The organism is Skermanella pratensis, assembly GCF_008843145.1.
Classification (GTDB): Bacteria; Pseudomonadota; Alphaproteobacteria; order Azospirillales; family Azospirillaceae; genus Skermanella; species Skermanella pratensis.
The window spans coordinates 2,015,660-2,041,444 of sequence record NZ_CP030265.1 but is presented as its reverse complement, the minus strand read 5'-3'; the positions used below and the strand labels follow the sequence as shown (position 1 = coordinate 2,041,444).

Sequence of the window (25,785 nt, the reverse complement as noted above, 5' to 3'; positions counted from 1 at the left end):
GTCAGAACAGCGAGCCCTGGGGCTTGCCGACGAAAACGGGCGTCTTTTCCAGTCCTTGCATCAGGTCTTCCAGCCTCGGCCATTCCTGCGCCAGTTCGTTATACACCAGCGCCTCGCTGGCCCAGCCCTTCTGGGTGGCGATCTCGAACAGGCGATACGCCAGGGCACGGGCCTCCGCCGCCTTCGGTCCCATCTGCGCCACCAAACGGGCGGCGGCCTCTCCGCCGCCGTCCTCCGCGTTCAGGACGCGCGCGGTGTGCTGGACGCATTCCCAGACCGTCAGCCACTTGTCGGTCGCCGGGTTCCAGTCCTCGGACAGGTCCTTTCGCTGGGTGAGCGCCGCCTTGCCCCGCAAGTCGGTGAAGACGCCACTGTCGAACAGGGCGTCGGAGGGGATGTTCTTGGCGTTCGCCAGCGTGATCAGATCGCCCGATGCCCGCGCGTCGAACCCGTAGCTGGCGAACCACGCCAGCGCCACCTGGGTTTCCGGGTCGAAGGCGGTATCCAGCTCGTTCTCGATCTCTTCCCAGACACGGTTGATCAGGGCGAGAGCAGTCTTCACAGTCATGGCGCTATCGTCGTCCTCCAGCACCTTGGCATAACGGGAGAAAAACCCCATGCCGGGACCGATCACAGATTGCTGCATGTCCACAGGGCCAACGCCTGCTTTGCGGATGTCATCAATGGCGGCGGGTAACTGGCGCTTTAGGGCGCGGATGAAGTCGGCACGAGTGGCGATGGAGGCGTCGGGTGCGCGTTTGCGGCAGACGAGAACGATAGAGGAGGCCAGTGCGTTAGCATCTCTGCCGATCATTCGATTCGCCAGTTCGGTTCGTACCGGCCAAGTTCCGTCTACGGAGAGATCGGCATCGACAACCGCCTGTAGGAACGATGCCCAGCCGGCCGAAGTGATCCCGTCCACGCCAACTTCGGACTGCTTGAAGGCATAGTAAATCGTTAGCGGATCTCCATTCGTGGCGGCTTTGCGCATTGCTGTCAGCGCTTCACCCATGCCTCTCATAAAGAAGGTTTCCGCTCGCTCTTTGCTGCCCATACGAAGCCAACGAGCGGCCAGCTCAGGGGACGCTTTTACCCAATCTGGAATTTCGGGATCGACAAAGCGATAGGGTGTTGCAACTAGCTCTTCAGCCTTGGGTGTGATGACACGACGAAAAAGATCTGGCCATACGGTGGAAAGAGAACGCTTAAGCCACACGTAGAAAAAATCAGATAAGTCTGCATAGCCTATATTATCGTAGTACGGGGGGTCGGTCGAAATAACTACTGGTCTAACGGGAAATGAATTCTTCGCTGCATCAATATTCCCTATACCTCCAGCCGCAAGCGCAGGAGTTCGCCCAAGCGCGTCTGAGACCCAATTTACATTAAAAAGAAAATTCCCGCTTGATGATGAAAAAGGGTTACCTTCAGCAAAATCCCAAGTCATTGGAATGGCTTGCCGTGCAAACGTATTGCGCAGTGCCTCCATCTTTGGACTGCTATCCCAAGAACAAATTGAAGATCCCGGTCCGCGCTGCGACTGATTGCAAACCCAATATAGGTAACCACTGCATCTGCATACGCAGAAGCGCCAGAACCACCATGATGAAGTGCGAGTCCGTTTTCTATTAAGCCCTCTATATAGGCATCAGCGAGCACCTTTTGCCGCGCTTCAGATACCAAATCAGAAAACGTTGTTAGGGCAATAATTTGGCGGGCAATGAATAAATGGCCATAAGTTCGTAAGCCATAGGCTGAACAAACGCCACCAGTGATCATTGCTCGGGTCGGTGTTGGCGGAGACAGGAATGTTGCCCGCGCCTCGCCGACACTTGGAACTTCCGAGGTGGAGTCGGCAATTGTCTGGTGCGGTCCATTTGGGGGAAGGTAAATGCGTCTGCGCCCGCCGTCCGCGACAATCGCCATAAGCCTCTGATTTAATCTGCCTGCCTTGCCCTCAGCCTGGATATAGTCCCTATCAATAATTGATGCTGTCAATATGCAGAAAAAAGCTTGCCCTTTACCAGATTTAGTGCCGAGCTTCAGTCGCTCTTCATCGGCTTTTGATAACGACCCTGTCTTCACCTCAAACCGATATCCATCCGGTGCAGACGGATCGATCACAGGCTCTACCCAGGTCTTCTTCCCCACCTTATTGGAGAGCATGAACGACGATACCAGCGGCACCATGGCACCGTGGGCCGACGGATCGGGCGATCGAACGGTGCGTGCCCAGAGCCACGTGATGACGGTAGCCTCCGACCCGTCCGCCAGCTTCGCCTTTGGATAGAGATGGCCGATGCGCCTCTCGGCCTCGTCCCGCATCCACTGGCCGTAATAGCGCACGTCCTCGGCCAAGCCTTGCGCGCCCTTGCCGTTCCAGACCCCGCCGCGTTTTAATTCCTCCTGCGACTTGGGGTTCACCGGCGGCATTCCGGCGAATTTCGGCGGGATCTCCACCAGCGCCTTGCCGATCAGCACCGCCACGGGGTTCAGGTCGGACCCATAGGCGCGCAGGCCCAGCCGTTGCGCCTCCAGCGGGATCGAACCGCCGCCGGAGAATGGGTCGTAGACCGGCGGCGCCTTGGTCTGAAGAAATTCCAGGATCGCGGCGGCATCGTCCTTCGCCGGAGGTTCCTCGCCCAGGCCCCAGGCTACCGAGCGGGCGATCTCCCAGCGGGCCTCGTTCAGGATCGTCTCGTCGTTGGACGCCTCCCAGGGTACAAGGCGCCGGATGACGTCGTGCAGCCGCTTGCGTTCGGCTTCCTGCTCCTCCTCGGTTGGGAAGCGGTCGGGCCAGGATGAGGGATCGTCCACCAACTGCGAAAACAGCACGGCCCGACACGCCGCCAGAGGACGCCGCGCCCACCACAGATGCAGGGTGGAGGGATGCCCATGCCGGATCGACTTCTCACGGGCGGAGGCGGCGTTGATGGCCTCGAGCGGGATGGATACTTCGATCAGTTTCTTGCGAGGCGCGGGCATTGGGTTCCTGGATTCTTTAGACAGGGCGGTCGAGCGAGATGGTGAGGGCATAAGGTCCGGTACGTTCGATCAGCACCGTATCGCCTTCCCGTGCGCCGGAGCGAGCAAAGAAGTCGCGGACGGCTCCACGGGCGCGCAGGATGTTCTTGCTCCCGTCCACGTCAGTATCGACTGTCGTGCCGGGTTCAAAACTGACCCGAAGCGTTCGATGGGCCGCCGTACTCTTGTTGGACCCCCCGATCGAGTCGGCTGGGATGAGATCGAGCATCGACGTGAGATAGATATGGTTGTTGCGGAGATTTCCGCCGGTCAAAAGGACTCTGCCAACCGGCCCGGCCAAGCGCATTTCCGGTTTCGGAGCCATCGGTTACGTTTCCCCATCGAGCCCATCGGGCGGCGCGCCCGCGACCTGCGACCTGATGCGGGCGACGACATCCGGCAGCAGGTTGACCCAGATCACCGCGCCCGACGGATGCCGGTATGCGACGGGTTGCGGCAGCGGCCTTGCGTCGGCCAGGACCCAGGGCACGCGCCAGCCGTCCGCGAACGCCTTTTGCTGGCGCTCGACCGGGATGCGGTGGAACGGCTCGGCTTCGGCATAAGCTTCGATGGTCGCCAGATGCGGGCGCGAATCGGTGACGCGGGCGATGCCGACGACATGTCCGCTTCCCTTGCGGATCAGGGCGATCTCGCCACGGTGCGAACAGCCCGTCTTCCGCATCTCCCAGGTCTTGTCACCCCGCAGGATCAAGCCGATCCAGGGTTCATCCACTATCAGCGCCTTCATTCTCGCCTATCCGAACGACTATCCAAGCCGCCTTCTTGTCCCAGCTAAGCGGGCTATTCGCAAGCCTCAAAAGGATACCTGCGCCATCCGCATCAGATCGGCGATGTTCAGCACGACCGCCACTTCGTGGAAACTCGGTTCGCGATCGAAGAAGCGCCTGACATAGACCGGCTGCCGGGTAAATCCGCCGTCGATCAGGACCAGGGCCAGGATGAAGGCATCGGGCGCGTTGAGCGACGCCAGGATCTCGTTCTTGGTCACGATCACGTCGCGAGCCTCGCCGTGGCGGCCCTTGACCTCGATCAGGCGCAGCCTGCCGGTGGCGGGGTCGCGGCTCTCGATGTCGTAGCCCTTCTTCTCGGCCGACACGTCGCGCGGCTGGTTGCCCAGGGCGCGTTCGGCCTCCATCACGGCTTCCATGGCCAGCGCCTCGATCTCGGCCCGGCTCTCCGGATCGTCGGAAAATCCCGACGGCGCGCGGGGCTGTTCCGGGGTGGACCGGGCGTCGAGCAGACCCTTGGGAACGATCAGGGCGGCGCCCTTCAGGACCGGCGGCAAGGCGGAGATCTGCCGCTCGCGGTCAAGCTCGGCCTGCCGCTTGTATAGCCGGTCGACAAGCCGCTGAGCGGTCGCCTCCGCGTTCTGGGCATTGACCCGCTGTTCCTTGCCGGCGCGTTCCTCCTCGCGCAGGCGGGCGGCGCGGCCGTCCCAGTAATTGATCTCACGGGTCAGGCGGGCGCGGACCTCGCGTTCGACCTTGTCGATCTCCGGCAGACGGCGGCGCTTGACCTCCCCAAGGTGCTGCGGCACCAGATGGGCTATGGCATGGCCGAGCGCCCGTCCTTCCACCCCAGCCGCCAGCCAGGGCGCCGCGAGGGTGTCCGCGATCAGCGCCCGTTCCTCCGCGCTGACCGGCCGGCAATCGAGATAGGGCGCCGGTCCGCCATCGACCGCCGTTCCGTCCTCGCCCAGGAAGATGAACTGGAGGCGCTGGGAGACGACGCGCGGCTCGCCGGTCCTGGCGGTCCTGCCGTCGCGCACGGCATGCTCCAGATAGACCAGCAGGCGCGGCACGGTGCTGGTGTCGGCATCGTCCACCAGCACGCCGCCCTGCTGAAGCAGGGGCTGGAAGCGTTCCAGCACCACATCGACGACGGTGTCGAGCACGGGATGGCCGGGGGCCAGCAGGACCGCCTGGGGCTGGCCCGCGATCAGCGTCTTCTCGAAGGTGACGCGGGCGTAGCGGTCGAGCACCGGATCGCTCCGGCCGATCAGGCGGTCGCGCTCCGTCAGGGCCGCCGGAACGCGCAGGATCTCGAAACGCCCCTTTTCGCGCTCCGCCATACGGCCACCCAGCAGGGCGAATGCCTCGCGGAAGAAGGCGCCGATGAAGTGGGGCTGGAGCCGGCGGGCATGGGCACGTTCCATCTCGTCGCGGATGGCGCCGACCGTGTTCGGGTCCATGCCTTCCGAGGTGAGCTTGCGTTCGGCGACCAGGGTTTCGATCGCGTCGACATCGACGGCGTCGTCCACCTTGCGGAACAGACGGGCCTTGGTTTCCGGCGCGTCGCCGTAGCGGATCGCATCCACCAGCAGCGTCCGCAGGGCCTGACCCTCGAACAGCTCGCCCAGCACGTCGTAGACCTTGCCGCCCAGGGCGGCGCGTGCTTCCTCCAGCTTTTCCAGGAGCCGGCGGTACACCTCGCCCTCGCGCGTGTTGGCGGCGCACAGGTTCCACAGGTGGCAGACTTCGGTCTGGCCGATGCGGTGGATGCGGCCGAACCGCTGTTCCAGCCGGTTGGGGTTCCACGGCAGGTCGTAGTTGACCATCAGATGGGCGCCGCGCTGGAGGTTGACGCCCTCGCCGGCGGCATCGTTGGCGATCATCACCCGCACCACCGGATCGCTGTTGAAGGCGGCGATCGCCGCCCGGCGGGCCTCGCGCGCGACGCCGCCATGCATGACCACGACGGCGGCCGGATCGCCCAGGCGCGCCACGATCTTGTGCGACAGGTAGTCCAGCGTGTCCTTCGGCTCCGTGAAGATCAGGATCTTGCGGCGCAGGCCGGTCACCGGATCGTGCATGATCGGATGGTCCAGGATAGAATCCAGCTCGCGCCACTTGGCGTCCGTGCCGGACAGCTTCAGCCGCAGCGCCCGCTCCTCCAGGTCCTTCAGGATCAGGATTTCGGCCTCCAGCTCGGCCAGGGTCTGGGCGGCGGTCGCCTGATCCAGGATCTGTTCCTCGGCGGCCTCGGCCTCCGCGCCGGGGGCTTCCTCCAGATCGTCGGGATCGTAGCTGGGCAGGGCGGGAGCGCGGGCGAAGGCGGCCTGATCGTCCCGGCGCGTCATCCGCTCCTCGCGCAGCCGGTCTTCCAGCCGCATGCGGCGGCGCTCCAGCGAGCGGTGGATGGCGGCCGGCGAGGACGCCAAACGGCGCTGAAGGATCTGCAAGGCGAAGCCGACATTCATCCGGCGCTTGTCGTCGCCGGTCCGGTCCGCCCGGTTCATTTCCTCGCGCACATAGGTCGTGACGGCTTGGTAGAGGTCGGCCTCGGAGGGCGACAGCTCGTAGCTGGCGGTGTAGGCGCGGCGCTCCGGGAACAGGGGCGTGCCGTCGAAGCGGTAAAGCTCCTCCTTGGTCAGCCGCCGCATCATGTCGGAAACGTCGGCCTTATGGACGCCCTCGCGGAACCGGCCCTCGAACCGGTCGGCGTCGAGCAGGCCCATGAAAAGCTGGAAATCCGCTTCCTTGCCGTTGTGCGGCGTCGCCGACATGAGCAGGAGGTTGCGGGTGCGCGTGCCCAGCAGCTTGCCGAGCTTGTGGCGCTGGGTTTCCTTGACCTCGCCGCCGAAATACGAGGCGGCCATGCGGTGCGCCTCGTCGCAGATGACCAGATCCCAGTCCGGCGCGGCATGGAGCTTTGCCTTCAACTCGTCGGATCGCGCGGCCATGTCGAGCCGCATGATGAGGCGGTTGCGCTCGACGAAGGGGTTGCCGGTGATCGACGCCTCGATCTGGTCGCGCGACAGGATCTCGAACGCGAGGCCGAACTTTTCGGCCAACTCCTCCTGCCACTGCTCCACGAGGCCGCCGGGCGCCACGATCAGGCAGCGTTCCAGATCGCCCCGGATCAGCAGTTCCTTGATGAGCAACCCTGCCATCACGGTCTTGCCGGCGCCCGGATCGTCCGCCAGCAGGAAACGCAACGGCTGGCGCGGCAGCATCTCCCCGTAAACAGCGGTAATCTGATGGGGCAGCGCTTCTATCTGTGATGCGCTGACGGCGAGGTAGGGATCAAACAGGTGGGCGAGCCTGATGCGGTAGGCTTCAGACGCAAGGCGCAGCAGCGCTCCGTCGGCATCGAACGCGTAGGCGCGTCCGGTTTCGATCAATTCGAAGGTGGCTTCCTCACCCCGGTAGACCAGACGTTCACCGACGCGACCGTTCACTCGGAACACAAGGTTTAGGGCATCGGCACCGAAACGCCCGACTTGGACGATCTCAGCCACGCCGGACGGATCGAGACCACGCAGCCGTGCACCCGGCTTGATGTCGTCAAATGATGGCATATAAAAGCACCCCCGGACGCGTTGATCGCCGATCCTCATACCAAATGCAACTCTTAGGGTAATGCAACGATTGGAACTGGCCGCCGCAAGGTGCCTGTGTGATGCCGATAAGCATGATCGATGATTGGCTCACCTCTGGCCGCGGAGGCATCGCGCAGAACTAATCATAACATTTTAGATGGATTCACATACTTGCCCTGGACATGTGCTCATGATGCATGCAGTGGTGTTCAGTACATTGTGAACTCGTCTTGGAAGCAAGGCCCCCAAGTCGCGCATGCACACAAACTGCCGCCGTGTCGCCTAGGGTCCTTCGGCCCAGGAGGCTTTCGACGGGCCTACATAGTCCTGCGTGGATCGGGCAGAGAGACCAGTCCGCCCCCGGCACTTCGAAGACGGCCGGGGGTTACGCGTCCAGTGTTGCACCAGCTAGGTGTCGTGGCCAAAGCCACTCACGCTTCCTCTGCCTGCTCCGCCGGATGACGGACCTGCAGGGCCTCCACTGCGATCCTGCGGATCTTTCCGTCCTCATCTGTAACGGTGACGTCGTATGGCGAACCGTCCAGTCGCTTATCCGCGTATCGACGCAGATGCTTCCATATCCGCATCACCTCGAACGCTTCGGGGTCCGATGGCGTGTAGCTGAGCAGGTCCTGGGACGCGATGACGATGAGGCGCTTCTTCGACCGGGACATCGCAACGTTGGCACGCCGCAGGTCGATCATGAACTCCTCAAAGCGCGTCAAGGCGGCAGCCGCTCCCGTCGCCGAATAAATGACCGTCGGCCGCTCGGAGCCCTGCATGGAATCGACCGTTCCGACCCGCTGTTTTGTAAAGTTTTTTATGAGTTCCTGCTCTTGCGCCTTGAACGGGGCGAGAATGGCGGTCTGGTCCAGGATCGCCTTGGAGCCATTCTGGAACAACCTCTCAATGATGGCCACTTCGATCGGGTTGACTTTTTGATCGCCCGGCCAGCGGATCGAATCGTAGGTCAACAGGCACACGCCCTCCCAGTCCACAGCGTCGCTCAGCAGTCCGGATGCTTTGGAGGGATGCGGCGCATCGCCCCGTGCACGCCCGAGAAGCCGCACCGCATCGTCCTTGTACACGGATGCGATCAGCCGCCATGCGTCCTCCTGAAGGCGAAACGTGTAGGACAGCGCCACCGGTTGGACGTGCTTGCTAACGAAGTCGTAGAAGCTGCCGTAGGGCTGGTGGCGGCGTACGAGGTAGCGAAGGTCGGCCTCGCCGACGCCCTTCTCCACAGGACCCAACTGCCGGTGATCGCCGATCACGAGCGCCTGTCCACGCTCATGGTCGAGCAGGGGTAGCGCGAGGAGGGCGTCTTGGAGCTTCGTCTGGCTCGCCTCGTCAAAGACCATGTAACGGAAGGGCTTTGCAAGGATAGGAGCGTCTGGGGCCAAGTTGGGCAGCTGCGCCGTGACGCATCCGACGATGCGCACGGCAAGCTGCTCCAGGATGTCCCCCCACTTACGCAGTTGCCCGTCGTCGTAACATTCTGCCTGAGCCCGGCCCTGAACGACGTCGATCCGAGAATCGACGATCGAGAGGCGCCGTTGTGGTCCGGCGAGCGGCGCCTCGAGCAATGTGTGTTTCGGATCGACGGACCACCGTTCAATTCGGATCGCCGCACCGGCGCGCCGCGTCGTCGCCCGCCAAGCTCCGGCCAGAAGCGGGGCAACCGCCGCGCAGCGGCGAAGAACGTTCGAAACCGATTGGTGGGAAACGCCTGTCACGAAGACGGCAGGAAGATCCTCCGGTGTGCGTTCGCCTTGAATCAGCGCCCAGACGAGAATGGCCAGGGCGGCGAATTCCGTCTTCCCCGTTCCGGGAGGCCCCTGCACAAGGCCCAGGCGGCGGGGCAGCAAGTCGATCACGATGCGTTGCGCGGCATCCGCGGCGGTCTGCTCGTATGTCGATTCCCTGGACGCCTTGGGACGATCCGGATCGTAGGTTACGAGGGTAGCCGCAATAGCCGCTTCCAGGTTCGCCAGGCTTTGGCCGACACCAACTGCATCTCGGGTCCGCTCCAGCGCCGTCCGGAAAGCGAGGAACTCGTCACTGCACGCTTCACGCAGGTGGGCGTAGGCCTTGAACGTCGTCTCAAGGCGCAGCCGTTCTGCGTCGGTCAGCGCAATGTCCTCCGGCAGTGTGTCGGATTTCCACCAGTCGAGCGCTCCCAACGTCGTGTCGCGGTCCACGTCTGCGAACTTGGCGAGCGCGGCACGGACCCTGGGGTCGACCGGCTCGAAGTCTTTGAAGACGACAAAACGGTTCACCGCCTGCCCATCGGCACGGCAAAGGGGTGCGCCCGGCTCGGTGTCCTGCCAAGCGCGTGCCCTGCTCTCCACGCCATTCTGCCGTGGCGTCTGGCGAGGAAGCGCCTTCGCCACGGCCCGCCCTCCCAGCCGCAGCTCTTCGATCTTCAGAATCGTCAGTTCGATGCCTTGGTCTACGATGTCCTCGGAGGTCAGTACGGTCTGGGTGTGCGTGATCGGAACGGCCCGAAGGTCCTTGCGCAGCTTCAGATTGCCGAGAGCATCGGTGGCTTGCCTGCCCAGTTCCTTGAGCCGTAGCGCCCGGGCTCCGTCAGTTCCGCCGGTGGCGTCTCCCAGCGCGACTAGCGCCTCCGCGTCGGTCTCGCCTTCCAGCCAGAGGCGGTCGTCGTTCTCGTCCTTGGCGTTGTATTCCGCCCAAACTGGATTGGTCAGTTCAATCGCCGTTCCCGAACTCACCAGTTCCTCAATGCTGTTGAGGTGCTTTGCGTACCACGCGCGGCGCACGTTGTCCTGCGAGCCCTCCAGATACTGCCGCGCCGCCTCGATGAGAGGACGCGCGGTATCCGCCAGCGGAACCCGCACAGGGTTCTCCCGGTGCACAGGGATCGCAGGCATGGTGTTGGTGCCGTGGAGCGCCGCCAGGGCCCTTTCGACGGACGTGAGCGCGTTAAACCAGACACCGATGAATGCCTTTCGGAAAGCGGCGTCGTCCTGGATGCGTTCGACCATCGTTGGGTCAAGGCGATCGAAGAAGTTCGGGCGCTGGCGTAGCCGCTGGCGCACGGTGCCGGCGTCCAGCGGCCAGTCCGTCTCGCCGTCTCCCAGGCAGCACGCCAGAACCGGCAATTCCGCCAGCCAAGCGGCGTCCGTGCGCCCAGCCCAGTCCAGGAAGGAAACCTCGAGGAGCGAGACGCCGATGCTGGCCAAATTCGTTCTTTGCTGGATATAATTCCGGAGATGGGTCACTCGCGGCAGGCGTGTGCCCAGATGCAGTTCCGGTGCATCCCGCTCGGTCAGACCGGCAGCCAGCATGAGGAGCGGGTCGTCGGAGCGTTCCTGCGCGCACGCATAAAGCCGGTCGATGAGGAAGATGAATTCGTCCTCAGACCAGAAATAGGCATGGAAGCAGACGTTGCCCGTTTGCGCATCCGGCGCCAGCACGTCGCCGATGTGCCGGGCCATCGTGAGCAGCGTCTGCCTCTCCGACTCGTCGTCCTTGGACATGCTCCAAGACGCGTCCATAAGGGTCTGCGCCGGCTCGTCGTACCGCTCGACTCGCACGCGGACACCCAGCGCGGCAATGCGCCGCCGTTGCGCATCGGGCACGACCCGCACGAACACCTTCTTGAGCGGATTGGGTCCAGCACAGGGGAGGCGGCCGATGCTTCGGGGAAGTACTTCATCGCGCCGCTGCTCCTGACCGGCAGCCGCACCGTAATAGGCGCTGCGCAGCCGATACAGGCGCTGAAGCTGCGACTTGTTTCGGCGCAGACCACGGCGGAAAGCGGCCTTGACTTTGGCGCGATCGACGTTGTCTTCGGCATAGGGAGCGCCCTCCCGCACCAAGGCGTCCCGCTCGGCAGGCGGCAGCCCCAGAACCGCCCAATCCAGTCGGCCGTCGATGGCTTCCGCAAAGCAGCGTTCGATATGGGGGCAGAATTGGCATCTTTCGGCAAAATACGGCGCTGGCAGTTCCGCTCCGGCCAGCTCAATCTGCTGGCGGATGATCGACATGGCGTCGGTGAGGCCGACCTCCAGGTCCAGCTCCGGCAAGCCGGCATCGAACACGCTCTCCTCCGACACCCGATCCGTGTCCGGATCGCGGGTCACGATGTTCGCCCGAACCTGCACCTCCGCCGGAAGGTCATCCCGTAGGAGCTTGACGTACAGCGCCGTCTGCAGCAAGGCGGCACTCCACATTCGGCCGGAACTCTTGCATTCGAGCACGGTCAGGCGGATGTGGCCCTTCGCTTCGTTGCGATCGACCATCAAGACGTCGATCGAGCCAGAAACGGTCACGTCCGCCGCATCCACCACGAGGCACCCGCGGACGGGACATTGTGTCGCGTAGCGCGGTCGGCCCGTTCCCTCCACGCTCTTGATCAGGTCGCGAAGCCCGCCGCCGTCCTGCTTTTCAAAGCCCCTCCCTTCGAGCAGTTCCGCGACCATTGCTTCGGTTTCCCGGCCCCGGAGCTCGGCGCGAGTTACCCCTTCGGCTGCCGGCTGCTCCGGGCTGCCGGCGGCCGCGCTGGTTTGCTCGACAGCCGTGAGGTGCAGGAAACGATCGCAATGTCCCAGGGACACATAGGCGCCAATTTTTGAAGGCTGAATAATCATCGCAGTCCCGCATGCTACCGTGATTCGGTATCGAAGGTCGCGGCGTTTAGCATTCTTGGTTGAAGGTTGCAAAAGAATTTCGTTACCTTTTGCGCGAGCCCATTAGCCTGGGCGCACAAGAGGAAGGGTCCGCGCTGCGCCGTTTCGTCAAACGACCTTACACCGTCGGATGAAGGCAAACCTCGCCTGGATTGTGCCTTCGTCTGATGCGTTTGACGGTGATCGCATCGACCGCAGCCTCGGTCTGCGCCCGTCGATGCGCTTCCATCAGGAGCGTGTGGTGCCGGTATCGGCGGTGCGCTGTTCGTGCAGCAGCTCAGCTGGGCAGTCGCCGGCATCGCCCTGGCCTGGAAGGCACCGCAACCGGCAGGGCATCGCCCATCCTGATCGCCAGCACCATGGAGGCGCTGGCATGCAAGATGCAGTATCACGCGTCCGAAGACGAGCGCACCTTTAAGGGAACCAGGCGCTTCGAACCAGAGCAGGTTCATCGGCCTGCTCCAACATTTATGGCATGACCAATGATTGATCCCCTAATACCAAGTTCAGGAAATTTTGACCGGAGCCGCCCAGGCATAGCCGCATGTGGATCGGATCCGTCCTGGCTGGTTAAGGAGAGCATTCCAGGTTGTGCAGCAGACCTCGATGATGTGGTTGAGATCGGTGAACAGGCGGTGTGAGAGCAGGGTGTCTCGCATGACCTGCCACAGACGCTCGATGGCATTGAGCTCTGGGCTGTAGGGCGGCAACGGGACGAGGGTGATGTTGGTCGGCACCATGAGATCGTTTGCGCTGTGCCAGCCGGCTCCGTCGATCAGCACGGCGGCGTGCGCCGTGTCGCCGACTGCCTGGCTGATTTCGGTGAGCATGAGGTTCATCGCCTCGGTGCTGGCTCGGCTAACCACCAGGGCCACACCGGTATCCCGCTCCGGGCACACCGCGCCGAAGATGTAGGCGGACTTGAAGCGATGGTCACGCACCGCCCTCGGCCGCGTGCCAGTTGGTGCCCACAGATGGGTCAGCGAGCCTTTTTGGCCAACCCTGGCCTCGTCCTGGAACCAGACCTCCACCCGCTCGGCGTTGGGATGCTGATCCTGGATGCTCGCCACCGTCTGGGCAAAGTTTTTTTAAACGCCTCCTGGGCAGCCAGGTCGGTCCTGGGGTGGATCGGCCGGGGCTTCAGCCAGGAAAAGCCCATCCGACGCAGCACAGCGTGCATGCCGCCCTGACTGTAGTCAGCGCCGAAATGACGCCGGGACAGCTCGCGGATATGCGACAGGCGATACTCCACCACACCATCGCGCTCAATCTGCGGACCGTCGGCGATCAAGGCTGCCAACTCCGGGAGCAACTCCTCGGCCAGTAGGCAAGGCCGACCGGGTCGGGTACGGTCGCGTAGGCCTTCCACACCCGCTTCGTTGAAGCGGTGAACCCAGTCCCGCAGGGTCTGCCGATCCATTCCGCCGAGGCGAGCGGCCTGCTCACGGCTGACGCCATCGAGCACCGCCGCCAGCGCCAGGAGCCGACTGGCAACCCGACCGTCCCGCTCCAGGCGAACCTGCCGTCGCAAGTCGCCCGCCGCAATGTCTCGCCGGATCGCAACAGCCACCATCCTGTTCCTCCGTAAATCACCGCAGTGAAACCGAATCACAAACTGCCTGCTCCTGCAAGCCCCGGTAGCAACCTTTCACCAGCCCTAGCCAGCCTCTTCAAGAGTCAGAATCTTCTGAATGCGGTATAACACCCCAACAAGTTCGCGCCGCCCGCGCACTGCTCGCATGGTCCCAGCAGGATCTGGCTGCGGCTGCGGGCATTGGCATCTCCACCGTGGCGGATTTCGAGCGCGGGCAGCGGACGCCGATGCCCAACAACGCTGAGGCGATCGCAAGGCGCTGGAGGCGAAGGGTCTCAGCTTCGTCGACGGCGGGGTGACCACAACCGCCAGACCTGCGCTCCCGCTTCCGGAACTGGGACCCGGCGCTCCGATGCAGTGGATCAACGCCACCAACCTGACCCAATGGGGCGAGCGCCGGGATGCGCAGAATGACCTTCCCGAACTCATCATTCGCCTGATCTATGCGTCCTGCGGGCTCTCCGTCCGATTGCGCTTCCAGCCGGTGACAGCATTCATCACCCTCACAGCCAAGCTCATGGTCTTCAAGCTCATCACGGCAGCTGGCAAGACTTGGCGGAAGCTGAAGGGCGAAAACCAGTTACCCAAAGTCATTCAGGGCGTCAGATTCTCTGACGGCATTGAGGTCAGCGTGTCGACATCATAAAGCACCGCCTGAACACCTCGTCACCCAAATGCCGCCATAGCTCACACGGGTTTGATAGAACCGTAATGCAGTAATACGCGGCGAGACATGCTGAGACTCCAGGAAAAACCCAGAAAAACGGTCCTAAGCCATAGAAACTATTAGTAACACACGCATCATCATAATCCTTGTGTCGGGGGTTCAAATCCCTCCTCCGCTACCAGAATTAAAACCCGCTAGGTCAATGACTTAGCGGGTTTTTTCTTGCCCTGGCCAAAATTGATCCTTGTGCCTGTGCCGAAATCTTGTGCCTACCACGAAGGAATGAAAAAAGCGGCAACTCCAGTGAATCTGCCGCTTTTTGCTTTGCCGAGTGTGCCGGGAAGTGTGCCGATTTACCCCGTTTTGGCATGCCCACCGGGGACTGCTAGCAAGACCGGGGGATCTCTGCGGATAGCGTCATGAAGGTTGTCAATCTCAAGGAATGCGTAGGCCCGCTGGGTCTGCGCGACAGTCTGGTGCCCGAGCCACCTACTAACCCCAGCGAGCGCCATCTGGTCGTCCTGCAGCAGCCGGCACCCGCACGTGCGGCGCAGGTCGTGCCACACGATAGGCTCTACCCCAGCGCGCTTCACAGCTCCCGCCAAGCCCCGTGTGAACCGTGTGTAGTGCTTCCCTGTCGCCGGATTGGTCCAAACGTATCCCGTCTTCCGTCCGGCTATCACTTCCCGCAGAATCTCGACAGATCGCTTCCGCAGTGGAACAGTGCGGGAAAGGTGGCTCTTTGCCTCGTCGGCGGGAACAGTGATGCGTTCGCGGACGAGATCGACGTTTTTGATGCGGAGCGCAAACTGCTCCATGCTCCGGAGCCCCGTGTCGATAGCGACGGCAATGTTCTGCCACAGCACCGGAATGTCCTTGACGGCTTCGAGTAGCGCGACCTCTTCATGCTTAGTCAGGTAGCGCTTGCCCGGCTCTCCTTCCCGGAGAGTTTTCCGGTGTCGTTTCAAATAAGCCGGCACCGGGTTGGCGACGACCAAGTCGTCATCCCCCCAGAGTTCCGGTGCCAGGCTCAGCATGCTCGACAGGCATGCGAGATCACGACGGATGGTCGCCGGCTGGACTCCCTGTGCTCTGCGGGCGGTCTCAAACTCGGCCAGTGCTGCCGCAGTGAACCTCATCGCGTCCCGGCCCTCATAGAGCGCGATCAGGCGGCGGATCGACTGCTCGTAACGCTTGATGCTGTTCGGCTTCAGCCGCGGCAGGTGCTTGTCGATGAACAGCATGGCCAATGACTCAAATGTTCGCTCCGGGAGTTCAATCGCGACCGGCTGAGGATTTTTCAAGTACTCGACCCACTGCTTCAGGCGGCTTTCGGCTTCAGGCCGAGACGCTGTTTCAAGAGACTTGCGGTGCTCGACCCCTGCGACGGTGGCACGACCCCAGTAGACTGAGCTGCGGAGATAGATGGACGCCATTCAATTTTCTCCTTAGGTTTCGGAGGCTTAGGCCTCTGGGTTTCTATCCACGCTTCCACCTCATCTTTCTTGAAGCGCCACGAGTCACCCAGGATGCGGTATCCCGGAAGCTTGCATGCCGCTGCCCAGCGACGAACGCACTGCGGCGTTACGCGAAGCATTTTAGCAACTTCATCGGCAGTCAAGTCCAGGCTCAAAACTACCTCCTAATTGAGAGATAGCGGATAAGGGTGCGTTCGGGGGCGAGCGGACAGGCACGGTCGAAAGAATCTCGGCATCGAAATTTTGTAATTGCTCACGGGGATGGTCAGGCAGCGAAGACTGTCTGACCTGAGAGGGAACGGGTGATCGCCTGATGGGCCGAGAATCCTAGTCCCCCAACCAACTTCTCTCCCAAAGCCTTGATTTTCCAGTACTTCCAGGCGGCATAAGCACCGGTTTCCGTGCTGTGCCGTCCGGGTGTGCCGCCGACGACGCTCCGGACCACGGAGCGGACCATGGCACTGGACACCCATCTCTACCGGCGCGGCGCGACCTACTACTGGCGCCGCACTCTTCCCGCCTGCCCGCGCTTTTCGAAAGCCGGCGGTGCCGACCTCCGCATCTCGCTTCGCACCCAGGTCCTGGCTCCCGCACGGCAACGCGCGCGGCGCCTCGGCGTCGCGACGGACGCCGTGCTCGATCTTCTGAGCGATGCCATGCAGGCCGGACTTGTCGATACCGAGAGATTGCGCGCCCTCCTCGCCCCGATCCTGCGCGCCGAGTTGGAGCGCGCCGAAGTCGCCCGTGCCCTCGGCGGCGAACGCGGCCCGGACGAGGTCGCACGCCGTGTCGAGGCTGAACACGCCGCCGTCTCTGGTATACAGGATGCGATCCGTCACAACCGCCTGGATCTCGCACGCGATGTCCTGGCGCGTGCGGCAGCGGACGGCCTGGACATTCCGGAGACTGGCACGGACGAGCACACCGTGCTGGCCCGCCTCGTACTGCGCGGCCTGCCGGCAGTCCATCGCATCAACGCCCAGCGTGAAGCCGGCGCCTACGACGACGATAGCGCGGACTGGCTGCCCGGGCCATCCGGGGGCACGATCGGCGGCACTCCCGCTGCGCGGAGCCTTGCCGTCACGGAAAATCCTGTCGCTTCGGCTCCACGGGCAACCGCTTCGGCCACGGTGTCCGACCGGACCGCCGCGAGCCGTCCGCATGCTCCCCAACCGCCTTTGTCTCCCCTGCCCTTGGCGGCGATGGACCTGCCGGCAGGCCCGCATCAGAGCCTGCAAGCCCCCTCACGAGACAGGGTCAGCGACGCCGTTCATCCCCGGCCGGGAAGCATCACCCGCCTCCTGCCGCGGTGGAATGGACGGTGACGCAGGCCATGGCATCGTGGATCCAACAGCGGCAAAGCCTCCAGGGCAGCAACAGGACGTCACTCCTGTGCGAGGAGGAGGTGCGGAACTACCGAGTCGCCGGCGACCTGTTCGCGGACCTTGTCGGTAACCGGAAGGTGGTCGATATCACCGAGGAGGATCTCGTAAACTTCAGGGCGATGCTGCATCGCGTGCCGTCGCTGTTCGGACGCGGTCCGTACCGCGCCATGACCGCGTCCGAGGCGATCCGCAAGGCGGATGGACGTTCCGACCGGGCGGTTTCCCTCGTCGAGGCGAAGGCAGCAGCGGGAGAGATCGACCCGGACAATCTCCGGCACGAGTTGCAGTCGGCGAAAGAGCGCCGGCTGGCCATGAAGACCATCAACAAGCACCTCGATAAAATCAAAGGCCTGCTCCGGTGGCTCGCAGAGACGAAGAAGGTACCGATCAACCGGGACCTGCTCGCCCTGAAGCTGCGATACGGCGTGAAGGAATTCGATCGATCCGCCAGGAACGACCGCGACGCGTTCCTGAACGCCGAACTGCGCGAATTGTTTGCCAGCCCGGCCTGGAGCGGGTGCGCCGGTGACCATCACCGGCACCGTCGCGGCAAGCACGTCGTCAAGGATGCGAAATACTGGCTTCCGCTCATGATGGCGCACCAGGGACTGCGTCTCGGCGAAGCCGCCCAGTTGCTTACCGAAGACATCGTCGCCGTGCAGTTCGACGAGGAGCATTTTGCAGAATGGGATATCGATGTCCGGTCGCAGACCGGGGTCTGGGCACGCCTGCGCCGCTTTCTGCCAGCCGGTCAGGATGGCTCGGCTACCTTTGCCATCTGGTGCATCAAGGTCATGCCGGACGAGGAAAAGGGAAAGCGGGTGAAGACCGGCACCTCGAAGCGGATCGTCCCGATCCATCCGCTTCTGTTGGAACTCGGCTTCCTGGACTATCACGCGGATCAGAAAGTTAAGGGGAAGATAGACCTGTTTCCCGGCCTGAAATCGGCCAAAGCCCTTCGATCCGGCGCAAAGCTGGGCGAGTGGTTCGGCCGCTACCTCGAATATGTCGGAATGGCGCGGGAGGGGCTTTGCCTGTACTCCCTGAGACACAGCTTCGACACCCATCTGCTCAATCGCCAGATTCCCGAGATCCAGGTCAGCGAACTGATGGGCCACGTGCAGCAAGGGCAGACGGGGAGCCGCTATTACAAGGGAGCTTCGCTGGCCCGACTGGTGGAGGCGATCGCATCGATTGACTACCGCCTGCACGTCGGGATTATCGATGACAGATTGACATTGTTGCCGAATGAATGACGGATAACTCCGGCCGGAAAGGCTCCGGCCCGCCTGTGCGGACCTCACAGAGGGACGCTTCGGCGGGCCGGTTTTCGGTAGCCCCTAGAAGACTTGAAAGGGCATTACTCCTTCAGGTGGAAAAAATACCCCTACTCGATCAACCCAACCGGTCGGCGAGTTCGATCATCAGATCCACCTGCTCGCGGAGGAAGGCGATCAGTTCGCACCTATCCAGGAAGGTCAGTTGTCCGCCGTTACGCGACAGCACCAGGACCTGGGCGGAGTACCGATCACACGTCATGGTCAGGTCATATCCCGCCAGATGAGCCAGATGAAGCAGTGCGGCGTTGTGCATATTCCGCTCCTCCCGACTTACGCGTGGTGCCGGCGCTGCCGGGCATAGACGCTGACGACCTGGCCGCCATCTGCGACCACCTCACGCTCCAGCACGTAGCCCAGCCGCCGCATGCTTCGCTCATTCAGAAGCGCCACTCGACGCAGGCCGCGCCGGCTCACGGGTTCAGCCAACTCGAGTTCGATCTCGCCCTCGGCGCATGGGCCGACACGCTTGATCCCGCTTACCGCAGAAATCGCCTCGAGCGTGGCCGCAGCGTCGTCCCGTACGATCGCCAACGCGCGCGCGACCACTCCCGTGTCACCGGCGCGAACTCGCGCGCGCAGCGCCGACCCGCCGCCAGTGATCAGTACCGACATCGTCCCAGTCATCGCAGAGCTCATCATCGCATGTCCTTCACAGTCAGGATCCTCGACGCCGGGGATCGTCCACGGCGCGGATCAAGACGCGCGAAGCCGCGCGGTGCTGTTCGGGATACGTGCGAGCCGTACAACTCTGGTCGAGGGCGGTCACCTCTGCCCTGGCGCGGCGCCGTCCTGAACAGGATATGGTACAGTGTGATTCAGCGCGGTCGACGACATCCAGCAATCCGCGAAAAAACTTCATACCATCATTGGCCGTTGATGGACGTGTCCGATCTCCGCTCAGTCAGCGTGCACCTTCCGCCGGCGGCTGCTCCGATCATATCCGGCGTCGCCCTGGCGCAGTTTCTCCGTCACATCCTGGAGTTGCCGAGCGGCCAGGCTGCTGGTCCCGAGGGCCAGATAATGCCGGAGTGTCTCCGGATCGCTGTGCCCCAGCATAGCCCGGATCGCTGGCGCTGCCTCCAGGCTCAGGCTCGCCATATCGGTGGCATAGAGCGTCCGGACATGATGAGGACTGAAGGCGCGACCGAGAGCGTTCCCGGTTCGCGTACGGAACACGTGCCCGATTGCCCGTGGCGTCATCGCACGGCCTTGTTCGGTGAGCAGCAGTTCCGGTCGCCCTTCGACATCGAGCAGCGGCCGGTATGTCCGCAGGTACACCAGAATAAAAGGGATCAGAGCGTCGACCGGACCGTGGGGCAGTTCGATGCCAATGCCGATGCGTTCCGGAGCGGCGCCCGTGGTCTCGATCAGCCAAGCCGCCAGACTGGCCAGTTGCTCGCCACTGTGGCGCACCGCGCGCTCCCCGCGTACCACGCCACGATCATCGACCAGGCAGACCTGATGAACCTCGCTCGCCCAGTCGATGCCGACATACCAGTCGAACATCTCACTCATCCAAGGGCTCCCATCCAAATGGGCCGCCGCAGCCTGGATCCACCCCTGTACTGGCGCTCGCTTGGCGCTGACTCCCCACTGGGCCTCAGCCTCGGCCTGCCGACGGGGCACGCGTCCCCCCAGGTGTTCGTGACACAGGGGGCAAAAGGTTGCTCCCGGCGGATCGGCCCGATCAGTCAACGGCGCTATGATACCGCCGACCGTTCGACCCGTGAAGGTTACAGGGGGCGGGGACGCCGCAACGGTTCAGCCCGTCAGCGTTCTAACGCATCGTCAGCCCTCATGGGCGTGATGAGGGAGCAGATCGGCCACCCGCTTGTCCGCCCTGCCCGCCTTCGCGATCTTTACGACATGGTCCAGCATCTGATGGCGGCCCAAGTCCGGGGTGCGCATCATCCATCTGCTGGGCTATGGTCAGCGCACCTGGCCGGCACGATCGAAGGAATTGCCGGTCCGGCGGCAGTGGATTTCGCTGACGATCCGCGATGACGGGTTGCGTTCGAGCCAACAGCCGTGTGGGATGATATCTGGAGCTCAGGCCAGTCCGAACACTGATGGTGAGATCAACGTCATGAGCGAGCAGACCCCCATCCTCGACCGCTTAGAGGACCAAATCAACTGGTACGACCGGAAAAGCCAATCGGCACAGAGGCGATATAAGGTTCTGAAGCTCGTGCAAGTCGTTGCTGCTGCCTTGCTCCCTCTACTTCCTGTTTTCAACATCCCACATCCAGAGAAAGTTGCGGCCGTCCTAGGCCTAGTCATCCTGATCGTGGAGACCGTTCAGCAGTTGAGCCAGGATCAGCAGAATTGGATCGCCTATCGTTCAACCTGCGAGACGCTGAAGCATGAAAAATATCTGTTCCTGTCCAGCGCCGGACCTTACATGGATGCTGAAAAACCTTTGGCACTCCTAGCCGACCGCATCGAGGGCCTGATCTCACAGGAACATGCAAAGTGGGTGTCGGTCCAAGAACAGGCCGCGAAAGCGGGATCGCGCCCGGTTTTACTGTCAGAAGGCACTAGAAGCAAAGATCTAAGCGCCGGGGCGGGGTCAGTTCGCGATGACTGAAGCGGACGATAAGCTCGATCGGCACTGCACTGATGAGGCACTTGCGCGATGTCGGCGCCGAAAGGTCTAATTCGCTCTAAGATGGTAAAGGCACAGGAATGCGTTATGCGCTGGAACCCTGGATACCTATGGTGTTGGCGGGGTGATCCTAAAGACCCGGATCGTATTCGGTAGCTGATGCTTCCTGCGAAGCCGGCGCCACAGCACCTGCGCGTCTTTCTCGCTTCGCCCGGCGATGTGGCCGACGAGCGCGCCTTGGTTCGCCGTCTGCTTAAAGAAGAACTGCCCTATGATCCGTTCCTGCGCAGTCGTGTGACGTTCGACATCGTGAGCTGGGATGATCCGGCGGCACCGACACCAATGCCAGCCCATCTCACACCCCACGAAGCGGTGATCCAGTTCGAGACCAAGCCCTCGGAATGCGACATCGTCATCGTTGTGCTTTGGTCCCGGCTCGGGACACATCTCGATCTGACCAGATTCCAGAAAGCCAACGGCGAGCCCTACCTATCCGGGACCGAATGGGAATACGAGGACGCCTGCAAGGGCAAGGCGGACATCCTCATCTATGCGCGGACAGAAGAGCCCAAGGTCGGTCTAAAGGCCTCGGACTTGACGGAGCAGCAGCGGCAATATCAATTGGTTGGGCAGTTCTGCGAGCGCATTTCCATGAAACCGGATGGTTCATTCCGAGGAAGCGTGACGCCCTACGACACACCGACAGCTTTCAAAGAACGGCTCGCCTCTGACCTGAAACGCATTCTCCGCAAGCGTCTTGATAAGAGCGATACGGGACCGACTGGGCCGGTGGAGCCGGACTGGCCTACTTCACCCTACCCTGGATTGCGGCCCTTCACGCTGGAGGAAGCCCCGATCTTCTTTGGACGCGGGCGCGAGGTCGATGCCCTAATCGCGCGTTTGCGCGATCCGGCCCAGCGGTTTCTGGCGGTGGTCGGCGCCTCCGGCACCGGCAAATCGTCCCTCGTCTACGCCGGCCTGATCCCGCGCCTTCAAGATGGTGCTATTGAAGGCAGTCAGGACTGGCGCGTGGTCACCTGCACACCGGGGGAGGCCGGCGACAATCCCTTCCTCGCATTGGCCTACGGACTGGTCCGTTTGCTGCCAGCGCTGGCCCATAAACCACCCATCAGGATTGCAACAGCCCTCAATGAGGAGCCACAACGCATTTCGGAATATGCCGTCGCTCCGGCCGGCGGTGCGGTCCTACTGTTCGTGGATCAGCTGGAAGAGCTGTTCACGCACGCCGCGATCCTGCAACGTGAGTCTTTCGGTGCGCTGCTGGCACATGCCGCCGCCCAGCCGCATCTGAGGGTTGTGGCTACGCTGCGGGCGGATTTTCTGCCTCAGTGCGCCGTCCTGCCAGATCTCGCCCAGCTGCTTCAAGCTCCCGCGGCACTTTACCTACTGGCGCCGCCCGGGCTAGTCGCGCTCGCCGACATGATCCGCAAGCCGGCTGAACGCGCGGGACTGGTTCTTGAGGATGGCTTGGCAGATGAGGTCCTCGAGGACGCTGGCACTGATCCAGGGACGCTTCCTTTGATGGCGTTCTGCCTGGATGAGCTATACCGGAAGACCTCCCCTGATCAGCGGCTAACCATAGACGCTTACAACGCCCTTGGCCGACTGCGCGGTGTGATCAGTCGCCGTGCTGCTGAACTCCTAGAAGATCTTAGCACAACCTGGGGTGTAGATCTTGATGCCGCATTGCCGGGAATATTCCAAGCTTTGGTCCACGTCGATGCTGCCGGCACACCGACACGCCAGCGGATGTTTTTGGGTGACCCGGACAAAGTAGACCAAGCACGAATGATCATCAATAAGTTGGTTGAGGGGCGCTTGCTGGTTGCTGAGGGTGCTGGCGTCACGCTGGCTCACGAAGCTCTTATCTCGGAGTGGCCGGCACTGCACGAGTGGCTGGACTACAATCGAAACGAATTGCAGCGAGTCCAAAGGTTGATCACCGCCCTCGGGGCTCTCGGAAATTCCGACACGGAAGTCCGCCGGAGCGCCGCTAAGGCCTTGGGACAGATGGGACCGGCGGCCGTCGGAGCGGTGCCAGCACTGATCACCGCGTTGGGTGATGCTGACATGGAAGTTCGCCGGAGCGCCGCCGAAGCCCTGGGGCGTATCGGGCCGGCAGCGGTCGAGGCGGTGCCGGCGCTGATCATCGCGTTGGGCGATGTCAACTTGGAAATCTGCCAGCGTGCCGCTGAAACCCTGGGGCAAATCGGATCGGCGGCAGCCGAGGCTGTACCGGCGCTGATCACCGCGCTGGGCAATGCCAATCTGGAAGTTCGCCGGAGCGCCACCGAAGCCTTGGGGCAGATCGGACCAGCGACAACCGAGGCGGTGCCAGCGCTGATTACCGCGCTGGGCCATGCCAACCTAGAAATACGCCAACGCGCCACCCAGGCCCTGCGGCAAATCGGGCTAACGGCAGTGCCGGCGCTGATCACCGCCCTTAGCAATGCCGCTCGACTGGTCTGCCACCGCGCTGCCGAGATCCTGGGGCAACTCGGACCGGCAGCGGTGCCGGCGCTGATCACCGCGTTGGGCAACGCCAACCTGGAAATCCGCCAGCACGCCGCCGAGGTCTTGGGGCGCATCGGGCCGGCGGCGGCCGAAGTGGTGCCAGCGCTGATCACCGCCCTCAGCGATGCCGACATAGAGGTCCGCCGGAGCGCCGCCGAGGCCTTGGGACGTATCGGGTCGGCGGCGGCCGAGGCGGTGCCAGCGCTGATCACCGCCCTCAGCGATTCCGACATAGAGGTCCGCCGGAGCGCCGCCGAGGCCCTGAGGCGGATCGGGTTGGCGGCGGTGCCGGCGCTGATCACCGCCCTCAGCGATGCCGACATAGAGGTCCGCCGGAGCGCCGCCGAGGTCTTGGGGCGCATCGGGCCGACGGCGGCCGAAGCGGTGCCGGCGCTGATCACCGCGCTGGGCAATGCCAACCTGGAAATCCACCGGAACGTCACCGAGGCCCTGGGACGTATCGGGCCGGCGACGGCCGAAGCGGTGCCAGCGCTGATCATCGCGCTGGGCAATGCCGACAAGGAGGTTTGTCGGAGCGCTGCTGAGGCCTTAGGGCGTATCGGGTCGGCGGCGGTCAAGGCGGTGCCGGCGCTGATCATCGCGTTGGGCAATGCCAACAAGGAGATTCGCTGGGGCGCCGCCTGGGCCCTCGGGCAAATTGGGCCGGCGACTACTGAGGCGGTGTCGGCGCTGATCATCGCCCTCGGCGATACCGATATGGAGGTGCGCCGGAGCGCCGCCGGGACCCTGAGGCGTATCGGGCCGGCGGCGGCTGAGGCAGTGCCGGCGCTGATCACCGCCCTCGGCGATACCGATATGGAGGTGCGCCGGAGCGCCGCTGGAGCCCTGGGGCAAATCGGGCCGGCGGCGCCCGAAGCGGTGCCGACGCTGATCACCGCCCTCGGCGATGCCGCTTGGCTGGTCCGCCACCGCGCCGCCGAGGCCTTGGGACGTATCGGGCTAGCGGCGGTACCTGCGCTGATCACCGCCCTCAGCGATGGCGACATAGAAGTCCGCCGGAGCGCCGCCGAGGCCTTGGGGTCGATTGGGTCGACGGCCGAAGCTGTACCTGCGCTGATCACCGCGCTGGGCGATGCCGACAAGGAAGTTCGCTGGAGCGCCGCCGAGGCCTTGGGGCTTATTGGGCCGGCGGCGGCCGAAGCGGTGCCAGCGCTGATCACCGCGCTGGGCGATGCCGACAAGGAAGTTCGCTGGAGCGCCGCCGAGGCCTTGGGACGTATCGGGCCGGCGGCTGTCGAGGCGGTGCCAGCGCTGATCATTGCATTGGGCGATGCCAACCTGGAAATCCGCCAGCACGCCGCTGAGGCCTTGGGACGTATCGGGCCGGCGACGGCCGAAGCGGTGCCGGCGCTGATCATCGCGCTGGGCAATGCCAATCTGGAAGTCCGCCGGAGCGCCACCGAGGCCTTGGGGCAAATCGGGTCGGCGGCGGTCAAGGCGATGCCGGCGCTGATCACCGCGCTGGGCGATGCCAACAAGGAGATTCGCTGGGGGGCCGCCTGGACCCTGGGGCAAATCGGGCCGGCGGCGGCCGAGGCTGTACCGGCACTGATCACCGCGCTGGGCGATGCCGACCTGACGGTCCGCGTGGCCGCCGCCTGGGCCCTGGCGCAGACCGAGCCGTGGGCCGAGATCCTGTCAAAAAAGGCCGTGTCAGTTTTAATCACTGCGTTCAGTGAAGCCAATGAGGAGGTTCGCCGGGGCGTCGCTTGGGCCCTAGGGGAGATCGGGCCGGTGGCGGTCGAGGCGGTGCCGACGCTCAAGATCGCTCTTCAGGACCCTAATCAAGAGGTTGTCAACGCGGCCCAGGAAGCTCTTAAGCGGATCCAATCGGCATCACGGGCGGTGAACTCCACCTAACCGGCCACCCAAGGCCGAAACCGTGGGGTTTACGCCGAGGCTACCGTTTGTCGCACCTGCCGGTCCAAGATCCGCTTGCCGGCAATAGCACTCCATTCCCCGCCGCGTGGGGCGGGAACGCCACATCGGTTCAACCCGTCAGCGATTTGGCGCAGCGACGCACCACCTGCTTTCATGGGCAGGATTAGGGGGAGCAGGTCGGCCGCCCGCTTGGCAGCATTGGCCGTCTTCGCGGCGTTGCCCTTGGCGCTGCCGTCGAGCTGATTGGAAAGGTTGGCC

The 25,785-nt window shown here is 63.3% G+C and carries 18 protein-coding genes and 1 pseudogene; 6 read left to right on the top strand and 13 right to left on the bottom strand.

Going from position 1 to position 25,785, the window contains the following annotated elements; genetic code table 11:
• Window position 1 precedes the first annotated feature (1 nt).
• From DPR14_RS28120 to DPR14_RS09175, 7 genes are all read right to left on the bottom strand, one after another.
• Window positions 2-1,489, bottom strand: a complete 1,488-nt coding sequence (locus tag DPR14_RS28120) for a DUF1156 domain-containing protein (RefSeq protein WP_246149063.1) — start codon at window positions 1,487-1,489, stop codon at window positions 2-4.
• The gene (locus DPR14_RS28115) at window positions 1,444-2,985 is read right to left on the bottom strand and encodes a DUF1156 domain-containing protein (RefSeq protein WP_246149060.1); all 1,542 of its coding nucleotides are present in this window, start codon (window positions 2,983-2,985) and stop codon (window positions 1,444-1,446) included. The genes DPR14_RS28120 and DPR14_RS28115 overlap by 46 nt, the downstream gene beginning before the upstream one ends.
• Window positions 2,986-3,001: 16 nt before the next feature.
• Window positions 3,002-3,349, bottom strand: coding sequence for a hypothetical protein (locus tag DPR14_RS09195; protein ID WP_158044869.1), 348 nt, complete (start codon window positions 3,347-3,349; stop codon window positions 3,002-3,004).
• A 3-nt stretch (window positions 3,350-3,352) separates the two neighbouring features.
• Window positions 3,353-3,772, bottom strand: a complete 420-nt coding sequence (locus DPR14_RS09190) for an ASCH domain-containing protein (RefSeq protein ID WP_158044868.1) — start codon at window positions 3,770-3,772, stop codon at window positions 3,353-3,355.
• A 66-nt stretch (window positions 3,773-3,838) separates the two neighbouring features.
• Window positions 3,839-7,345 (bottom strand): protein NO VEIN domain-containing protein, encoded by a 3,507-nt coding sequence (locus DPR14_RS09185; RefSeq protein WP_158044867.1) that lies wholly within the window; start codon window positions 7,343-7,345, stop codon window positions 3,839-3,841.
• Window positions 7,346-7,797: 452 nt separating this feature from the next.
• A complete protein-coding gene (locus DPR14_RS09180) occupies window positions 7,798-11,982 on the bottom strand; it encodes an AAA domain-containing protein (RefSeq protein WP_158044866.1) in 4,185 nt (1,394 codons plus the stop codon).
• Between the two features lie 545 nt (window positions 11,983-12,527).
• Window positions 12,528-13,594 (bottom strand): IS630 family transposase gene (locus DPR14_RS09175; protein WP_158044865.1). Its coding sequence is split into 2 segments (ribosomal slippage): window positions 12,528-13,096 and window positions 13,096-13,594, totalling 1,068 coding nucleotides; the frame shifts between segments, so codons are not numbered across the junction.
• 125 nt (window positions 13,595-13,719) lie between these two features.
• Between DPR14_RS09175 and DPR14_RS27790 the strand changes: the two genes are divergently transcribed.
• The gene (locus tag DPR14_RS27790) at window positions 13,720-13,914 is read left to right on the top strand and encodes a helix-turn-helix domain-containing protein (RefSeq protein WP_211104022.1); all 195 of its coding nucleotides are present in this window, start codon (window positions 13,720-13,722) and stop codon (window positions 13,912-13,914) included.
• A 191-nt stretch (window positions 13,915-14,105) separates the two neighbouring features.
• Window positions 14,106-14,261: pseudogene (locus DPR14_RS09165) on the top strand (IS256 family transposase); the annotation flags it as partial.
• A 374-nt stretch (window positions 14,262-14,635) separates the two neighbouring features.
• Here the strand turns inward: DPR14_RS09165 and DPR14_RS09160 are convergent.
• Window positions 14,636-15,718: a tyrosine-type recombinase/integrase gene (locus tag DPR14_RS09160; protein ID WP_158044864.1), complete on the bottom strand. Its 1,083-nt coding sequence runs from the start codon at window positions 15,716-15,718 to the stop codon at window positions 14,636-14,638.
• Window positions 15,604-15,879, bottom strand: coding sequence for a helix-turn-helix domain-containing protein (locus DPR14_RS29060; RefSeq protein WP_158048065.1), 276 nt, complete (start codon window positions 15,877-15,879; stop codon window positions 15,604-15,606). The genes DPR14_RS09160 and DPR14_RS29060 overlap by 115 nt, the downstream gene beginning before the upstream one ends.
• A 336-nt stretch (window positions 15,880-16,215) precedes the next feature.
• Between DPR14_RS29060 and DPR14_RS09150 the strand changes: the two genes are divergently transcribed.
• Complete coding sequence (locus DPR14_RS09150; RefSeq protein ID WP_158044863.1) at window positions 16,216-17,085, top strand: DUF6538 domain-containing protein; 870 nt, start codon at window positions 16,216-16,218, stop codon at window positions 17,083-17,085.
• 8 nt (window positions 17,086-17,093) lie between these two features.
• A complete protein-coding gene (locus DPR14_RS09145) occupies window positions 17,094-18,401 on the top strand; it encodes a site-specific integrase (protein ID WP_158044862.1) in 1,308 nt (435 codons plus the stop codon).
• Between the two features lie 139 nt (window positions 18,402-18,540).
• Here the strand turns inward: DPR14_RS09145 and DPR14_RS09140 are convergent, their stop codons facing one another.
• From DPR14_RS09140 to DPR14_RS09130, 3 genes are all read right to left on the bottom strand, one after another.
• A complete protein-coding gene (locus tag DPR14_RS09140; RefSeq protein WP_158044861.1) occupies window positions 18,541-18,738 on the bottom strand; it encodes a hypothetical protein in 198 nt (65 codons plus the stop codon).
• 17 nt (window positions 18,739-18,755) lie between these two features.
• Window positions 18,756-19,097 carry a hypothetical protein gene (locus DPR14_RS09135; RefSeq protein ID WP_158044860.1) on the bottom strand — a complete coding sequence of 114 codons (342 nt, stop codon included), beginning with the start codon at window positions 19,095-19,097 and terminating at the stop codon, window positions 18,756-18,758.
• A gap of 285 nt (window positions 19,098-19,382) precedes the next feature.
• A complete protein-coding gene (locus tag DPR14_RS09130) occupies window positions 19,383-20,000 on the bottom strand; it encodes a site-specific integrase (protein WP_158044859.1) in 618 nt (205 codons plus the stop codon).
• Window positions 20,001-20,385: 385 nt separating this feature from the next.
• Between DPR14_RS09130 and DPR14_RS09125 the strand changes: the two genes are divergently transcribed.
• Window positions 20,386-21,072 (top strand): DUF4231 domain-containing protein, encoded by a 687-nt coding sequence (locus DPR14_RS09125; protein ID WP_211103951.1) that lies wholly within the window; start codon window positions 20,386-20,388, stop codon window positions 21,070-21,072.
• Window positions 21,073-21,249: 177 nt separating this feature from the next.
• Entirely contained in the window at window positions 21,250-25,506 is a 4,257-nt protein-coding gene (locus DPR14_RS09120) for a HEAT repeat domain-containing protein (RefSeq protein WP_158044858.1), read from the top strand.
• Window positions 25,507-25,535: 29 nt separating this feature from the next.
• Here the strand turns inward: DPR14_RS09120 and DPR14_RS29055 are convergent, their stop codons facing one another.
• Window positions 25,536-25,682, bottom strand: coding sequence for a recombinase family protein (locus DPR14_RS29055; RefSeq protein ID WP_158044857.1), 147 nt, complete (start codon window positions 25,680-25,682; stop codon window positions 25,536-25,538).
• Between the last annotated feature and the right edge of the window lie 103 nt (window positions 25,683-25,785).

Bases quoted from the DNA above. Each gene is read 5' to 3' on its own strand.
- DPR14_RS28120 (WP_246149063.1), bottom strand. From the start codon at position 1,489: ATGGAGGCACTGCGCAATACGTTTGCACGGCAAGCCATTCCAATGACT.
- DPR14_RS28115 (WP_246149060.1), bottom strand. From the start codon at position 2,985: ATGCCCGCGCCTCGCAAGAAACTGATCGAAGTATCCATCCCGCTCGAG.
- DPR14_RS09195 (WP_158044869.1), bottom strand. From the start codon at position 3,349: ATGGCTCCGAAACCGGAAATGCGCTTGGCCGGGCCGGTTGGCAGAGTC.
- DPR14_RS09190 (WP_158044868.1), bottom strand. From the start codon at position 3,772: ATGAAGGCGCTGATAGTGGATGAACCCTGGATCGGCTTGATCCTGCGG.
- DPR14_RS09185 (WP_158044867.1), bottom strand. From the start codon at position 7,345: ATGCCATCATTTGACGACATCAAGCCGGGTGCACGGCTGCGTGGTCTC.
- DPR14_RS09180 (WP_158044866.1), bottom strand. From the start codon at position 11,982: ATGATTATTCAGCCTTCAAAAATTGGCGCCTATGTGTCCCTGGGACAT.
- DPR14_RS09160 (WP_158044864.1), bottom strand. From the start codon at position 15,718: ATGGCGTCCATCTATCTCCGCAGCTCAGTCTACTGGGGTCGTGCCACC.
- DPR14_RS29060 (WP_158048065.1), bottom strand. From the start codon at position 15,879: ATGCTTCGCGTAACGCCGCAGTGCGTTCGTCGCTGGGCAGCGGCATGC.
- DPR14_RS09150 (WP_158044863.1), top strand. From the start codon at position 16,216: ATGGCACTGGACACCCATCTCTACCGGCGCGGCGCGACCTACTACTGG.
- DPR14_RS09145 (WP_158044862.1), top strand. From the start codon at position 17,094: ATGGCATCGTGGATCCAACAGCGGCAAAGCCTCCAGGGCAGCAACAGG.
- DPR14_RS09140 (WP_158044861.1), bottom strand. From the start codon at position 18,738: ATGCACAACGCCGCACTGCTTCATCTGGCTCATCTGGCGGGATATGAC.
- DPR14_RS09135 (WP_158044860.1), bottom strand. From the start codon at position 19,097: ATGTCGGTACTGATCACTGGCGGCGGGTCGGCGCTGCGCGCGCGAGTT.
- DPR14_RS09130 (WP_158044859.1), bottom strand. From the start codon at position 20,000: ATGAGTGAGATGTTCGACTGGTATGTCGGCATCGACTGGGCGAGCGAG.
- DPR14_RS09120 (WP_158044858.1), top strand. From the start codon at position 21,250: ATGCTTCCTGCGAAGCCGGCGCCACAGCACCTGCGCGTCTTTCTCGCT.
- DPR14_RS29055 (WP_158044857.1), bottom strand. From the start codon at position 25,682: ATGAAAGCAGGTGGTGCGTCGCTGCGCCAAATCGCTGACGGGTTGAAC.